Below are 15,156 nucleotides of genomic sequence, written 5' to 3' on the forward strand. Positions count from 1 at the left end.
CTAATAGATAATCATTAATAAAAATAAATTAAATATGAAAGGAAGATTGGAGGGATCAAAGAAAATAGTGCTAGGTGTGGCGGCTTTTTTTGTAATGAATATATTAGGTGCACAGACGGTGGATGATGGCGTTAATGCACTTGATGGTTATAAATTTGGAAAAGCAAAAGAAGTTTATACAGCATTGGCTAACAAAGAACCTTCGGACGCTCATTATTTTTATTTAGGCAACATATATTTAGTTCAGACTGATCCTGATTTTGTAAAGGCTGCAGAATATTTTAATAAAGGATTAGCGTTGAGCCCTAAAAAAGCTTATTTCAGTAGGCTGGGTTTAGCCTCGATTAAGTTAGGAAGAGGAGATAAGGCAGCTGCCATAGCAGAATTTAATCAGTTAGCGAAGGATTCTCGAGAAAAAGATCCCGAAATCTTATATAGAATAGGGCAAGCTTTAACGCTTTATCCTCAACAAAACGATCCTAAATTATCAGTTGAATATTTAAATAAAGCCGTTGAATTAGCTCAAAAGAAAGGGGTGCCAGAATATTACTACTATACTTTAGGCGATGCAAATCGCCTAGATAAAAACTGGGGAAAAGCTATGACGGCTTACGAAAGTGCTCTGGAAGTAGCTAAAAATAAAGCAGCCGTATATACCCGCATGGGTACTCTGTGGACATCAGCAAAACAATGGGAGCGCGCAAAAGATAACATTGATAAAGCCCTACAGGCGGATCCTAATTATGCGCCGGCCTATAAAGCCAGAGGGGGATTTAATATCATTTACCAAAAATATGCGGATGCTGCCCAGGATTACAAAAAATATTTAGAGCTAGCGGATTCTGATCCTAATACCATTGTGGATTATGCTAAGTTAGCCTTTTTAGCAAAAGATTATAAAAATGCAAATACAGCATTAGACTCAGTGTTCGATCAGGTGAGTGATCCAATTAAATATAGAATAAAAGCCTATTTGCAATTTCAAGAAAAGGATTATAACGCCGCTAAATTAAGTTTGGATACCTTTTTAAGCAAGGTGGAAAAGGAGAGAATTTTACCAAGTGACGCAGGTTTGGAAGGCTTAATATTAGCAGGCATTGCAAAAGAAAAGAAAGATTCAGCGCTTATGGCTCAGGCGAAGCAAAAAATCGAAGCAGCCAAGGCCGCAAAGGATGAAACGCTTGATTGGGATGTAGAATGGGCTGCTGTGAGTGGATTGTCATCAAAACAATCAACGGATGCAGAGGGACCTACAAACCCTGCTATTGAGAGTTTAAAAAAGCAGGTGGCGGCGAACCCTGATAATACCGATTTGCTCTATAAACTGGCTACTTCTTATCAAGATGCTCAAAACTGGGGAGGAGCTTCATCAGCATGGTCTCAGATCGTAAATTTATTACCTACTTGGGAACCGGGATATTATAGCTTGGGTTATGCCCTGCAAAAGAATGGAAATGCGGCTGGAGCTATTGTGGCTTATCAGAAATATGCGGATATTTTAACGGCGAAACCTGCCGAAGAACAAGCTAAAGCTAAAGAATTGCTTACCAATTCATATTATAATATGGCGGCACTATTAGCTTCTACTGATAAACTGAAAGCTTTAGAATATATTAATAAATCTCTGGAAGTAAATCCTAGCGATGCAGATGCCCTTAAATTAAAAGAGAAACTGACGAAGTAAGGCTTAATCGATAAGGTATAAATTAAAAAAACTTCTGATAGAAAATATCAGAAGTTTTTTTATAATTTTATGTTATGATAAATAAAGTAGATGTATTGGCTATAGGAGCGCATCCTGATGACGTAGAGCTGGGTTGTGGCGGTACTTTAGCAAAAATTATTTCAGAAGGCAAAAGAGTAGCCATACTGGATCTTACACAAGGTGAGTTGGGAACCAGAGGAAATCTTGAAATCCGCAGGGAGGAATCTCAAAAGGCGGCTGAAATATTAGGGGTAAAACATCGGGAAAATTTGAAGCTAAAGGATGGTTTTTTAGTTAATTCAGAGCAATATCAGCTGCGCATTGTAGAGGCGATTCGCAAATATCAGCCTGAAATGATTTTATGTAATGCTTTAGATGATCGGCACCCAGATCATGCTAAGGCTGCTAAGTTGGTTTCCGATGCTTGTTTTTTATCCGGTTTAAGAAAGATAGAAACCTCTATAGAGGGAGATTTACAAGCAGCGTGGAAGGTTAAACATATTTTTCACTATATACAATGGAGAGAATTGAAACCGGATTTTGTTATTGATATTACCGGTTTTATAGATAAAAAAATTGAATGTTGCATGGCGTATGCTTCTCAGTTTTATAACCCAACGTCCAATGAACCCATTACTCCCATTGCTACAAAAGATTTTTATGAGAGCATTAGTTACCGAGCTCAAAATATAGGTAGGCAGACCGGTGTTGAATTCGCAGAGGGGTTTAATACCGCTCAGACCATTGCTCTGAAAAATTTTGACGGAATAGTTTGGTGATATTATATATTATTTATATATTTGCACTCACAAAACGGTGATTGTAGCTCAGTTGGTTAGAGCGTCAGATTGTGGTTCTGAAGGTCGTCGGTTCGATCCCGATCAGTCACCCTAAAAGCTATCATTTTTATGGTAGCTTTTTTATTTTATAGTAATTATTACGCGTAATAAATAAGAATTCAGAGAGTTTAGGCGAACGTTAATATTTGTAGAGGTAAAAAAAATGACGGCCTAGGCCGTCATTTTTTGATGACTTACAATTCTTCGTCTGTGTCGATTGTAAAAGAAGAAGTAGCTGTTTTGTAATCTCTGTTATGTCTTTCGGAAATTACCTCTTCTCCTTTTTCTCCTAGAATAAAATTGGTAGATTCATTGAATAATTCTGCAAAATTCCTAAAATCTTCCTTGTAAAGATAAATTTTGTGCTTTTCAAAACTTGATTCCCCATTCTCTGAGAAGTTCTTTTTACTTTCTGTAATCGTCAGGTAATAATCCCCGGCTTTTGTTTCTCTTACATCGAAAAAATAAGTCCTTCTACCAGCCTTTAATACTTTGGTGAAAATTTCATTTTCCTGACGTTCTTTGTAATCGCTCATTGTTCTAACATTTTAAGATTCGTGCACTAACAAATATAGAGCAATATTCTGAATTTCAAAGAATTTTCGTTAAATATTGCTAATTATCTTGTTTTCAGAAATAAAATATCATTTAACGCGTGTAAAATCAGTAATTATCCCCTCATCTAGGTGAATAATTGCATGAGCGTTTTTAGTGCTAGATTCACGATGTGTAATAATAATGGAGGTTTTCTGCTGTATTGTTTGCTCAATATTGGATAAAATATTCTCTTCAGTTTCGGTATCTAGCGCCGAGAGACTATCATCAAAAATTAAAATCTTAGGTTTTTTTATCAGGGCTCTAGCTATGCTTATTCTTTGTTTTTGCCCCCCGGATAGCATAATACCGCGCTCTCCTACCAAAGTTTTATAAGCATATCGAAATTCCACAATGTTTTTGTGTATATCTGCGATTTTAGCAAATTTCTCTATTTCATCTTGAGTAGGTTGGTCTACAGCAAATCCAATATTGCTTTCTATGCTATCTGAAAATAGATAGCTTTCTTGGGGGATAAAACCTATATGGTCTCGATATAGTTCTAAATTGTGATCTTTTAGGTTCTTGCCATCGATCAGAATTTCTCCGCTATCAGGGTCTAGCAATCGGCATAAAAGAAGGGCAATAGTGGATTTTCCGCTCCCAATCTTCCCCATAATAGCCAAGGATTCTCCTGCTTTTATGTGAAAACTTACATTTTTTAAAGCCTGAATACCGGTGTTGGGGTAGGTATAGCTTACATTTCGAAATTCAATATCTCCCTTAATCTTATACGTATCGGTGTTAATATTTTTAATTTCGGATTCCATTTGCATAAATTCATTTACCCGTTGCATAGAAGCTTCGGCTCTTTGATTGACCGAAGTTACCCAGCCTACCATACTGAATGGCCAAATGAGGATATTGATATACATAAAAAAGTCGGCAATAGTTCCCACAGAGGTTTTTCCGTGAATATATTGTTGCCCGCCAATATACAGAATAGACACATTCAGAAGACCTATCACCAATAGAATAATGGTATAGAAATAGGCTTCGGTTTTAGCCAGATCCAAAGCTTTTAGCATGTAATCGCTGACCTTAGCATTGTAGTTTTTCTCAATGTATTTTTCTTTATTGAAAAATTTTACTACCCGAATTCCAGAAAAGCTATCCTGAACGAATGTCGAGATAGCAGATTGACTTTTCTGCATTACTTTCGATTTCTTATTAATAATAGAACTTACTTTGTAAATGGCATAGGACAGTAGCGGTAGTGGAAGTAGAGTCCATAGTGTCATACGTATATCCGTAGCTAGCATGTAGATCGTAGTGATGGTTAACAACACCGATAAATTGATCACATACATGACACCAGGGCCTAAATACATGCGAATAGCCACTACATCCTCACTAAGCCGATTCATTAAATCTCCTATGCTCGTGGTCTTTAAAAGGCTAAAAGATAAATCTTGATAATGTTTATAAATTTTATTTTTGAGCTCATATTCTATCTTTCGAGAAGCAACAATAATGGTTTGTCGCATCATAAAGGTAAAGACTCCTGATAGTACAGAGCTCCCTACAATAATAGAGGCATTTATTAGTAAGGCTTTAAACAAAACCTCTTTTGAAGAATGTTTATCGCTCAATACCTGCTGGATAACATTCACTGATTTTCCAATAAATTGCACCTTATAAATGGCAAAAAAATTACTCAGAATAATAAAAAGTAGGCCCCAAGCCAACAATCTGCGATGTTTGTAAAAATAGGGATTGAGGGTTTTTAGTGCTTTCAACTTACAATTATGTTAAATAAAGATATATAAGATTATTAAAGACAAAATTAGGGTTTTTTATGCAAAGAGAAATGTGTAAATTTGTGGCTTAAATTTAAGTTCTTTGAAATGGTAGGAAGAAGACAGCTTCGCGAGAAAATAGTACAGACGCTTTATGCAAATCAACAAAATCCCAAAAGCGTTGATATCGTGCTCAGAAATATGATGAAGGAGATAAATAAGATATACGACTTGTATGTCTATGAACTTAATTTTTTAGTGGCTCTCCATCAGCTTGCGGAGGAGCAAATTGAAATTGGGAAAAGAAAATATATTAAATCTGAGGAAGAGATTAACCCCAATCTTAAATTTGTAGAGAATAAAATTTTATTGCAGATTCTCCATAATACCGATAGAATAGATTATACATCCTCCAATAGGCAATTGAATTGGGATACGGATGATGAATTAGTGGTAAAAACATATCAAAGAATAAAGTCAGGGAAGCGATATAAAGATTATATGGCATCCTCTGAAAATAATTTTGAGCAAGATCAAAAGTTTATAGGGAAACTCTTCTTGCGTTACATTGCAGAAAATGAAGATTTGCATGATTTTTTTGAGAGTAGAGAAATCACGTGGGCAGATAACTTGCATATTGCAAATTCGCTGATTCAGAAAACCATAGGTTTTATGAAGCCGGATATAGAATCACATACTTTGATTAGGATTATCAAGAATTATGAAGATGAAAGTTTTGCTAAAACCTTGTTAGCCCAAACAGCCCTTAATTGGGAACGAAATGAAAATAAACTAGAAGAGAGACTTCAGAATTGGGATTTGGAAAGAATTTCTCTTATGGACAAAGTAATTCTTATTACAGCCCTCAGTGAAATGGACGAATTTAAACTCACACCTTCCTCCATTATTATCAATGAATATATTGAAATTGCAAAAATCTTTTCTTCTGAAAAATCTAATATATTTATTAATGGTATTTTGGATAAATACGCCAAGGATTGTTCAAGAATTTAAAAAATATTATCTCCATATGAAAAGAACGTCACACTTATTGATATTTTTACTTTCTGTTTTAACTTTCACAGCATGTAAAAAACAGGATAAAAATCAAGTCTTTAAAAATAAAATTGATAGCGATCAAAACTCGGTTGCAGTTCATAACCAGGATGAAGATGCCATGGCTGAGGACAAGAAACTACCCCTCACTTCTTTGGCGGTTTCAGAAAGTGATTTTAATTTTGGCAACATAAAGAAAGGGTCTCATGTAGAGCACACCTATGTGATTACCAATACTGGGGATCAGCCCTTAATTATTTCTACGGTAAGACCTGGGTGTGGATGTACTGTTCCCGATTATACTAAAGCACCCATACTTCCAAAACAAAAAGGCAAGGTCACTCTTAAATTTGATTCCAGTGCCTTCGAAGGATTACAAAATAAATATGCTGAAGTATACACTAATACGGAAAAATCTCCTGTAGTCCTTACTTTTACAGCCAATGTCCAAGTCAAATAATTTTTATTAATCTAATTAAAATCGCTATATAGTATGCTTACAATTTTTTTACAGGCACAACAACCGCAAGGAGGAAGCTCTATGATGTTTATTATGATGGCCGTAATGATGGTGGGATTCTACTTTCTAATGTTACGTCCTCAAATGAAAAAACAAAAACTAGAGAAAAACTTTCAAGAGTCTATTAAACCTGGGACAAGGGTAGTTACAACCTCAGGTCTTCATGGCAAGATCTTAAATGTAATGGAAGATGGTGTAATTATTGAAACCATGTCCGGAAAATTAAAATTTGAAAAAGCTGCCATTTCAAGAGAATTTACTGAAGCTCGTTTTGGAAATAAAACGAAAAACGAAAAAGAAAAGCCTGAAGAAAAGAAAGAAGAAAAACAAGAAAATAAGGATTAAGCTCAATAATCCTACAAAAAAACCGGAGTCTTAAAAAGACCCCGGTTTTTTTGTAGGGAACCCCAGATAGGTTTAAAAAACTATAGGTTATTTAGGCTAAAAGTGAGTTGAAATATAGATTTCTCCATATTCACTATAAAATATTATGTATAGTGTATTATATTTAAATTATTAGTTCTATTTATTATATATTAGCGTCCGATTTATAAAGAGATCAATAGTAGGAATAGTTAGGGGCAGGTTTTTATAAAATTTTCATCATGTATTCGTCTGTATAACAACTGTAAATAAACATATTGTAAATACTTACCAAATAAAATATTGTAAAATATGAATATAAATACTCAAATAACAGTAGGGAAAAGAATTAGGGCTATTGTTGGTGGTTCCGTAGGAAATCTTGTAGAGTGGTATGATTGGTATGCTTATGCAGCCTTTGCCATTTATTTCTCTCATGCATTTTTTCCGCAAGGAGATATGACAGCTCAATTGCTTAACACGGCGGGGATCTTTGCTGTAGGTTTTCTGATGCGTCCCATAGGAGGGTGGATGTTTGGCAGTATAGCCGATAAAATAGGAAGAAAAAGGGCGATGACTTTATCAGTATTGTTAATGTCCTTCGGATCCCTTCTTATTGCTTTAATTCCTGAATATAGTATTATAGGCGTTTGGGCTCCCATAATGTTGCTGTTAGCTCGTCTTCTCCAGGGCTTAAGTGTCGGAGGGGAATATGGGGTATCTGCTACTTATTTAAGTGAAATGGCCACCAAAGATAAACGTGGATTTTATTCCAGTTTTCAGTATGTAACCCTGATCGGTGGACAACTCATCGCACTTGGTATTCAGTTAATTTTACAAAAATTAATTTTAACCGATCAGCAGCTCCATGATTGGGGATGGAGAATTCCTTTTATCATCGGAGCTATTCTTTCTGTTATAGCATTGTATTTAAGGAAGAGCTTACATGAAACCGAGGCTTTTGAAAATAAAAATGCCAGTATAGATAAAAATAAGAAAGGTTCAGTAAAAGAACTGTTAAAACATCCTAAAGAATTGATCACCGTAATAGGGCTTACCTTAGGAGGGACTTTAGCATTTTATACATATACCACTTATATGCAGAAGTTTTTAATCAATACTGTAAACCTTTCAAAAGCAGAATCTACCCTAATTTCTTTTCTCACATTACTGATATTTGCATGTTTGCAACCCTTTTTTGGATGGCTCTCCGACAAAGTGGGAAGACGACCTTTATTGCTTGGATTTGGGATATTAGGGACGCTTTTTACAGTGCCACTTCTTACAGCACTCAGTCATACCAGCAGTATATGGGGGGCATTTTTCCTTTTGTTGGCGGCACTTATTATTGTAAGTGGATACACTTCTATTAATGCGGTGGTGAAGGCGGAATTATTTCCAGCAGAGGTAAGGGCTCTCGGAGTAGGTTTACCTTATGCATTGACGGTAGCTATATTTGGTGGAACTGCCGAATATATAGCCTTGTGGTTTAAGAAAATGGGGGTGGAATATTATTTTTACTGGTACATCACTTTGTGTATATTCTTCTCTCTGATCGTATATATCCGAATGAAAGATACTCAAGCCACCTCAAGGCTTAATGAGGATGAGGATTTATAAAAGCTGTGCTTAACTAGAACAGCTTTTTGTAATACAGCTTATGCTATGCTTTTTAGCTTTGCTCTAAAATCTTCAATATTGGAATCGCCTTTTTGCTGCATGAAATGTTTTAATTCAAAAGTTAGTAACGCCTTTTTTTATCAGTTAGTTTGTAGGCCACAAAGCAACTGTTTAAAGATATCCGTGGCATTTTCCACACCCACAACCCATGAAAAGATTGCAGTCTTCATATATTAGCCAGAGCGCTAGGTTTTACATAAAAACCCCTTAACAATAGAGTTGATACTTCCCAGGGAAAAACCTTTACATAACTAGCAAGAGGATTTCCTTTTCGAAAAATCAGGCGTAGCGCTTTTCGTTATAAAGCACGGGGCGAAGAATTTGGCTCTTCCTTATTGTAGGTATTACACCGGTAGCCTTTATCAAAGGATTTTTAGCCATGGTTGGCGAAAAGATTCAATATTTATTGGTGTATTGAATTTAACAAAAAGCGGGATATTTTCCCGCTTTTTGTTAATCTACTCATTAATTTTTATAGCAATTTCGAGTTCGTCGAGTTGTTCTTTGGCGATACTGGCCGGCGCATCGATCATAACATCACGTCCGCTATTGTTTTTTGGGAAGGCAATATAATCGCGGATAATTTCGTTTCCATCAAGAATAGCAACCAATCTGTCGAAACCAAAGGCGATACCGCCATGGGGAGGTGCCCCATATTTGAAAGCATTCATTAAGAAGCCAAACTGATTTTCTGCCTCTTCTGTTGTAAATCCTAGGAGTTTGAAAAGTTGAGCTTGGAGTTCCTTGTCAAAGATTCTAATGGATCCTCCACCGATTTCATTACCATTCATTACAAGATCATATGCATTGGCCCGCGCTTTTCCGGCTTCATCTTTTAGCAGGTGGATGTCTTCAGGTTTCGGAGAGGTAAAAGGATGGTGCATAGCGTGGTATCTTTGCAACTCTTCATCCCATTCCAGCAGTGGAAAATCAATTACCCAAAGCGGTGCGAATTCATTTCCTTTTCTCAGGCCGAGGCGATTTCCAAGTTCCATTCTTAGCGCTGAAAGCTGAGGTCTGACTTTTATCTTATTTCCACACAGAATTAAGATCAGATCTCCCGGCTTAGCACCAAATTCCCTTGTTATTTTTTTGAGATCATCCTCATTGTAGAATTTGTTCACTGAAGAGCTTACGCTTCCATCATCTAGATATTTTATCCAAACCATTCCGTTGGCTCCTATCTGAGGGCGTTTTATCCATTCCGTTAATTCGTCTATTTGTTTTCTGGTGTAGCTTGCACAGCCCTTAACATTGATGCCTACCACTAATTCAGCTTCATCGAAGATTTTAAATCCTTTGCCTTTTACCAGATCGTTTAATTCATGAAATACCATATCAAAACGAATATCTGGTTTGTCGTTGCCATATTTCTGCATAGCATCGGCAAAGGTCATTCTGGGGAATTTTTCAAACTCTTTTCCGGTGACCTCTTTTAAAAGATGTCGGGTGAGCCCTTCAAAGGTTTGCATAATGTCCTCCTGTTCCACAAAAGCCATTTCGCAGTCTATTTGGGTGAATTCTGGCTGTCTATCCGCTCGCAAATCTTCGTCCCGGAAACACTTTACAATTTGGAAATATCTATCCATACCCCCCACCATCAGTAACTGTTTAAAGGTCTGAGGAGACTGTGGTAAGGCGTAGAATTGTCCTGGATTCATACGGCTAGGCACTACAAAATCCCGCGCTCCTTCTGGTGTAGATTTAATTAAAACAGGGGTTTCTACCTCTATAAAACCCTCATTGGAGAGATAATTTCTGATTTTTTGAGCCATCTCGTGGCGGAAGATTAATTTTTCTCGCACCGGATTTCTTCTGATATCCAGATAGCGGTATTTCATCCGGAGTTCTTCTCCTCCATCGGTTTCATCTTCAATCGTAAAGGGAGGCAGCTGTGCAGAATTTAGTACTTTTAGGTTCGATACTAAAATTTCAATTTCTCCCGTCGGAATTTTTGGGTTTTTACTAGCCCTCTCAATAACCTTTCCCGTTACTTGGATAACAAATTCTCGACCTAATTTTTTAGCATTTTCCAGTAGGGCAGCCGAAGAGCGATCCTGATCAAAGACCAACTGTGTAATTCCGTAACGATCTCGCAAGTCGATCCATATCATAAATCCTTTATCACGAATGGTTTGTACCCATCCAGATAGCGTTACTTCTTCATTGAGATTTTTTAGAGACAGTTCTCCGTTGGTATGCGTTCGGAACATGTTGTTGAGTTTAAAATTTAGATTGTGAAAATTTCACCTGCAAAGATAGAGCTTTTTAAAGAAAAAGCCTTTTGGAATTTAAATTCCAAAAGGTCTTATTTTTTAATTATCATGGACAAGTTATCCGCTTAATTCACTTTTTATAAAAGGTATTCAGTAACCAGCAAAACAGGGGATAAAAGTGAGCTTACTTTTTTTGAATTATTTTCCAAATATGCTGCCCAATAGACCTGTGATCCCTCCTTGTTCTGATTTTTCACCTCCCAAAACGCTTTTTAGCACATTGCTTAAAGGATTTTCCGGGGATGCTTGTGCTTCATTGTTGGCATGTCCTAAAATATTTCCAAGCAAGTCACCTAAACCATTCGCCTGGGTATTATTGGTTTGTTTTTGTTGTCCAATATAGCCCATAACAACAGGCGCCAGCATAGACATTGCAGGTCCTATTTTATCGAGGGAAATTCCTGTGTTTTTAGAAAGTTGGTTTTCAATATTTGGTTTGTCATTTCCAAAGACATGTTCAAGGATGCTGTTTCCTTCATCTTGTCTATCCAGGGCTTGAGAAGGATTATTCAAGATACTCCCATCATGGTCTTTGTCTAAAGCTTTGTCCAAAGCTTCAGCATCCGCTGTATTTTTAGATTTATTTCTAAGGTAAGAAATAATCAGAGGTGCTGCCACTGCTAATAAAGCGATCATTTGGCTCTTGGTGACCCCCATTTTATTTTCTGCTTGTTCTGCGATTTGGTTGCCAGGGTTTCCTGTGATAAGGTTTAAGAGGCTCATCTGTTTTTATTTTTTTAAAATTATTCAGAACCAAGATAGTAAAAATTAATCATAATTCTGAGATTTTTAATTTTTGAGTATGGGAACATTACTGCAAGCCTCTCCAAACATCAGGGATTTGACAAGGGGACGTAGTCTCCCTACGAGTTCAATATATGCATTTTCTGGAATATTGAAGTCTGAGCAGCCTTTAACCAATACCCTTTTATTCTGCATATTCGAAAAATCATAGGTCTCCATAGCATCATGAAAAAGTAAGAGCTCCAGTTCTTTTTGGCTACCGTAAACCACCTTTTTAGCAGTGGACATAAGTTTATTGGCCAATAGAAAATAGGCCCAAAGCGGTACGATAGCATCTACGGAACAGTACACGTACACATAGCTATCTCGGTACTCTTCAATATTGAATTCGGCTACCTTTTGGCGAAAATCTTTTTCCTTTAAAATTAAATCTTGAAAAAGAAAATCTTTGATGTCTACCCCCAGCCTTTTTCCTGCAGGGCGAAGGCTGGCAAGATCGAAGTTAACAAGACTAGTATTTTCGGCTACTTTATTGCGGATTTCAAATTCTTCTGACATTTTTTATCTTTATCTTTGAGCAAATTTACAAATTAAAAGAGAGTTTCTCACTTATTTGCTCTCTATCACGATTATAGAAATGAAGTATTATTTTATTGCCGGAGAAGCTTCCGGAGATTTACATGGATCTAACCTGATGAAATCGGTTAAAAAGAAAGATTCTCAGGCTGAGTTTCGCTGCTGGGGCGGAGATTTAATGCGGGAACAAGATGGAAATTTAGTGAAACATTATCGCGATTTAGCCTTTATGGGATTTGCAGAGGTGATACAGAATTTAGGAACCATCTTAAAAAATATTAAGTTTTGTAAAAAAGATATTCAGAAATATCAGCCAGATGTATTAGTTTTAATCGATTATCCAGGCTTTAACTTACGTATTGCAAAATTTGCCAAAACTTTGGGCATTAGAGTAGTGTACTATATTTCACCCCAGTTGTGGGCTTGGAAGGAAGGTCGTGTAGAAAACATTCGTAAATATGTAGATGATTTATTGGTAATTTTACCTTTTGAAAAGGCATTCTATAAGAAACATAATATAGAAGCTCATTTTGTGGGGCACCCTTTATTAGATGCTATTCATAGCCTTCCAGAGCTCAATGTAGATCGTTTTAGAACCGAAAATAAACTGACCGATAAAGAAATTATAGCCTTACTGCCTGGAAGTCGTAAACAAGAGGTGGAAAAAATGCTGAAGCTTATGCTCTCTGTTCGTCCCTTTTTTCCAGAATATCAATTTGTAATAGCCGGTGCGCCTTCTTTGGAAAAAGCTTTTTATCGAAAATATGTTGACGAGCAAGTACATTTTGTTTCCAATCAGACTTATGATTTGCTTCGGTGCGCTAAAGCTGCTCTGGTGACCTCGGGAACAGCGACTTTAGAAACAGCATTACTCAATGTACCAGAAGTGGTGTGTTACCGAGGAAGCCTTATTTCTTATGAAATTGCCAAAAGATTGGTCAAACATATAAAATATATAAGTTTAGTAAATCTTATTATGGATAGAGAAGTAGTCAAAGAGTTAATTCAGCGGGATCTCAATACCAAAAATATCAAAGATCAATTGGCTGCCGTACTTTCGGGTGAAAATAGAGAAAAAATATTGAAGGATTATCAAGCTCTGCGTATGCTGCTTGGCGGTTATGGAGCTTCGGATAAGGCTGCTGCAATTATTGTGGGATAAGGAGTGGTTTAGATTTTTTTTAGCTAAATTTAGGATTAGGTTTAATCAATACCTTCCTAGATGAAAAAACAACCCATATTTTGTCTTTTCATTGCTTTTATAGTGGGGATTTTTATTCAGGACAAAATTCCACAAATCTATAATGGGGTTGTTTTGATTCTGATTTTCTTACTGATTCCTATCGTGAGCCGTTTTTTTCCAAAATTCAGGAAAAGAATATTACTTCTCGTATCTTTTTTTATCTTACTCGGATTTATAGCCCACTTTGTGAATACACTTCGCAGGGATTATCTTGAATTTAAAGGCAAAAAAAATCTTGTTTTTAACCTTCGTAAAAAGCTCAATAGTAAGGGGGAATCTTACCGACGTTATCTAGTGTCTATAGAAGGGATACAGGGGGAGTCTTCTCAGTTGTTTCCTTTTTATGCGGTAGTAATACAGCCTAAAAATCAAGAGACTTTTGATTTTAAGCACACCTATTCAGGATCTTTTTATCTGAATAAAATTAAAAAAACTCAAAATAAATATCAATTCGATTATCGGGCGTATATGTTGAGAAGCGGTGTAGAATATCAGTTGCTTTCTCGAGGTTCTGTGGTGGCTCATCAGAGAGATGTAGGACTTATCGGTTGGCTTCGGCAATATAGATTAGTTGTCCTTCAAAATATTGATGAATCTACACTCTCCTCTCAAACTAAAGCTTTTTTGAAAGCCATTATCCTCGCCGACAGAACTGATATGGATACGCAACTTTCCAGAGATTTTATTACATCGGGTCTCATACATCTCTTAGCCATTTCGGGAACCCATATGGTGATTATCTTTGGTTTCTTCATGGGGGTCTTTCGCTTGATTTTATTAGTGCGGTATCGCAGGCTGGCTATAATACTTAGCCTCGCACTTATCTGGTGTTTTGCTTTATTTATCGATTATGCTAACTCCGTTGTACGCGCCTGCCTGATGCTCTCTTTTTACTATATCATGATTCTTTTACAGCGAACGCCTGATTTACGTCATTCTATCGGTTTGGCAGGCTTCGTCATTTTATTGGCAGACACACAACAGTTGTTTGATATTGGTTTTCAATTGAGTTTTTTAGCTGTTTTAGGGATAGAATGGCTTAATCAGCCCTTTTTGAGCGTATTGCCTAGAGCCAGAAACAACTTCTACAAATTTTTATTTCAGCTTATGAGTATTAGTCTGGCGGCACAACTGATCACCTTACCGGTTATTTTATATTATTTTCATCAATTTTCTTTAATTTCGATAATCTCCAATATGCTAGTAGTTCCATTGGCAGAGGTTATTATTGTCTACTCATTATTAATGGTCGTTGTGTTGGCTCTCTTTACGGATATGGTATGGCTTAATTTTATTTATGATCATTTTATTCAATCTTTATTGCAGCTGATTCATGGTTTTGCAGAAGTTAATTTCCTGTTTTTTCAGGACGTTAGCCTTAATCTGCTAGAAGTAGGCTTATTGTTTATTTTAATCTTTTTGCTCCGATTCCTATTAATTGAGAAAAACCTGATCAGTATATTGCGATTTGGTTTTGTGGGGATGCTTTTCTTTTTGTTGAGGTTGGGATTAGATATACAGGCCTTTCATCAGAAGGATTTTCTGGAGCATGAATATGGAGGAAGGAAAATATTTTCAATTCAAGAGAAGGCTAAGGCTAGGTTTTATGTTCCAGAGGATATGGATAAAGAAGGCATCAAGTACTATATCATTAAACCCTATATGATTTTACGAAGAATTAAAAAATATGAAGTATTTTATTTTAATCCTAATCTGATTAAGGGATTAGAATACCAAAATGAAAGAAAATTTGTTAAATAACACCAATTATTTAGATTAAATATAAACTAGTGATTAATGATGAATCTCAGTTGAAGCCCC

13 protein-coding genes and 1 tRNA gene are annotated in these 15,156 nt (G+C 36.3%); 9 read left to right on the top strand and 5 right to left on the bottom strand.

Annotation, left to right across the window (positions count from 1 at the left end; translation table 11 throughout):
* The first annotated feature begins 34 nt into the window (after positions 1-34).
* The 3 genes from GNY06_RS07835 (at position 35) to GNY06_RS07845 (ending at position 2,595) form a co-directional block, all read left to right on the top strand.
* The gene (locus GNY06_RS07835; protein ID WP_166519560.1) at positions 35-1,684 is read left to right on the top strand and encodes a tetratricopeptide repeat protein; all 1,650 of its coding nucleotides are present in this window, start codon (positions 35-37) and stop codon (positions 1,682-1,684) included.
* Between the two features lie 74 nt (positions 1,685-1,758).
* A complete protein-coding gene (gene bshB1 / locus GNY06_RS07840; protein WP_166519561.1) occupies positions 1,759-2,484 on the top strand; it encodes a bacillithiol biosynthesis deacetylase BshB1 in 726 nt (241 codons plus the stop codon).
* A gap of 37 nt (positions 2,485-2,521) precedes the next feature.
* A tRNA-His gene (locus GNY06_RS07845) sits at positions 2,522-2,595 on the top strand.
* A 143-nt stretch (positions 2,596-2,738) separates the two neighbouring features.
* Here the strand turns inward: GNY06_RS07845 and GNY06_RS07850 are convergent.
* Together GNY06_RS07850 and GNY06_RS07855 are read right to left on the bottom strand one after the other, a co-directional pair.
* The gene (locus GNY06_RS07850; RefSeq protein ID WP_166519562.1) at positions 2,739-3,080 is read right to left on the bottom strand and encodes a DUF3276 family protein; all 342 of its coding nucleotides are present in this window, start codon (positions 3,078-3,080) and stop codon (positions 2,739-2,741) included.
* Between the two features lie 108 nt (positions 3,081-3,188).
* Positions 3,189-4,877 carry an ABC transporter ATP-binding protein gene (locus GNY06_RS07855; RefSeq protein ID WP_166519563.1) on the bottom strand — a complete coding sequence of 563 codons (1,689 nt, stop codon included), beginning with the start codon at positions 4,875-4,877 and terminating at the stop codon, positions 3,189-3,191.
* A 108-nt stretch (positions 4,878-4,985) separates the two neighbouring features.
* Here GNY06_RS07855 and GNY06_RS07860 point away from each other — a divergent pair, with 108 nt between their 5' ends.
* The 4 genes from GNY06_RS07860 to GNY06_RS07875 all read left to right on the top strand — a co-directional run bounded on the left by GNY06_RS07860 (position 4,986) and on the right by GNY06_RS07875 (position 8,436).
* Positions 4,986-5,891 (top strand): transcription antitermination protein NusB, encoded by a 906-nt coding sequence (locus GNY06_RS07860; protein ID WP_166519564.1) that lies wholly within the window; start codon positions 4,986-4,988, stop codon positions 5,889-5,891.
* A 16-nt stretch (positions 5,892-5,907) separates the two neighbouring features.
* Complete coding sequence (locus tag GNY06_RS07865; protein WP_166519565.1) at positions 5,908-6,393, top strand: DUF1573 domain-containing protein; 486 nt, start codon at positions 5,908-5,910, stop codon at positions 6,391-6,393.
* A 33-nt stretch (positions 6,394-6,426) separates the two neighbouring features.
* Positions 6,427-6,798, top strand: a complete 372-nt coding sequence (gene yajC, locus GNY06_RS07870) for a preprotein translocase subunit YajC (RefSeq protein WP_166519566.1) — start codon at positions 6,427-6,429, stop codon at positions 6,796-6,798.
* A gap of 330 nt (positions 6,799-7,128) precedes the next feature.
* On the top strand, positions 7,129-8,436 hold the full coding sequence (locus GNY06_RS07875) for an MFS transporter (protein WP_166519567.1): 1,308 nt from the start codon (positions 7,129-7,131) through the stop codon (positions 8,434-8,436).
* 518 nt (positions 8,437-8,954) lie between these two features.
* On the opposite strand, the gene aspS is transcribed toward GNY06_RS07875, so the two are convergent.
* The 3 genes from aspS to GNY06_RS07890 form a co-directional block, all read right to left on the bottom strand.
* Complete coding sequence (aspS, locus tag GNY06_RS07880; RefSeq protein ID WP_166519568.1) at positions 8,955-10,709, bottom strand: aspartate--tRNA ligase; 1,755 nt, start codon at positions 10,707-10,709, stop codon at positions 8,955-8,957.
* A gap of 201 nt (positions 10,710-10,910) precedes the next feature.
* Positions 10,911-11,495, bottom strand: coding sequence for a DUF937 domain-containing protein (locus GNY06_RS07885; protein ID WP_166519569.1), 585 nt, complete (start codon positions 11,493-11,495; stop codon positions 10,911-10,913).
* 66 nt (positions 11,496-11,561) lie between these two features.
* Complete coding sequence (locus tag GNY06_RS07890; protein ID WP_166519570.1) at positions 11,562-12,074, bottom strand: DUF2480 family protein; 513 nt, start codon at positions 12,072-12,074, stop codon at positions 11,562-11,564.
* Between the two features lie 79 nt (positions 12,075-12,153).
* Here GNY06_RS07890 and lpxB point away from each other — a divergent pair, with 79 nt between their 5' ends.
* Positions 12,154-13,254 (top strand): lipid-A-disaccharide synthase, encoded by a 1,101-nt coding sequence (lpxB, locus tag GNY06_RS07895; RefSeq protein WP_166519571.1) that lies wholly within the window; start codon positions 12,154-12,156, stop codon positions 13,252-13,254.
* Positions 13,255-13,314: 60 nt separating this feature from the next.
* The gene (locus tag GNY06_RS07900; RefSeq protein ID WP_166519572.1) at positions 13,315-15,096 is read left to right on the top strand and encodes a ComEC/Rec2 family competence protein; all 1,782 of its coding nucleotides are present in this window, start codon (positions 13,315-13,317) and stop codon (positions 15,094-15,096) included.
* Positions 15,097-15,156: the final 60 nt, after the last annotated feature.

It is taken from the genome of Elizabethkingia argenteiflava (genome assembly GCF_009904105.1).
Taxonomy (GTDB): Bacteria; Bacteroidota; Bacteroidia; order Flavobacteriales; family Weeksellaceae; genus Elizabethkingia; species Elizabethkingia argenteiflava.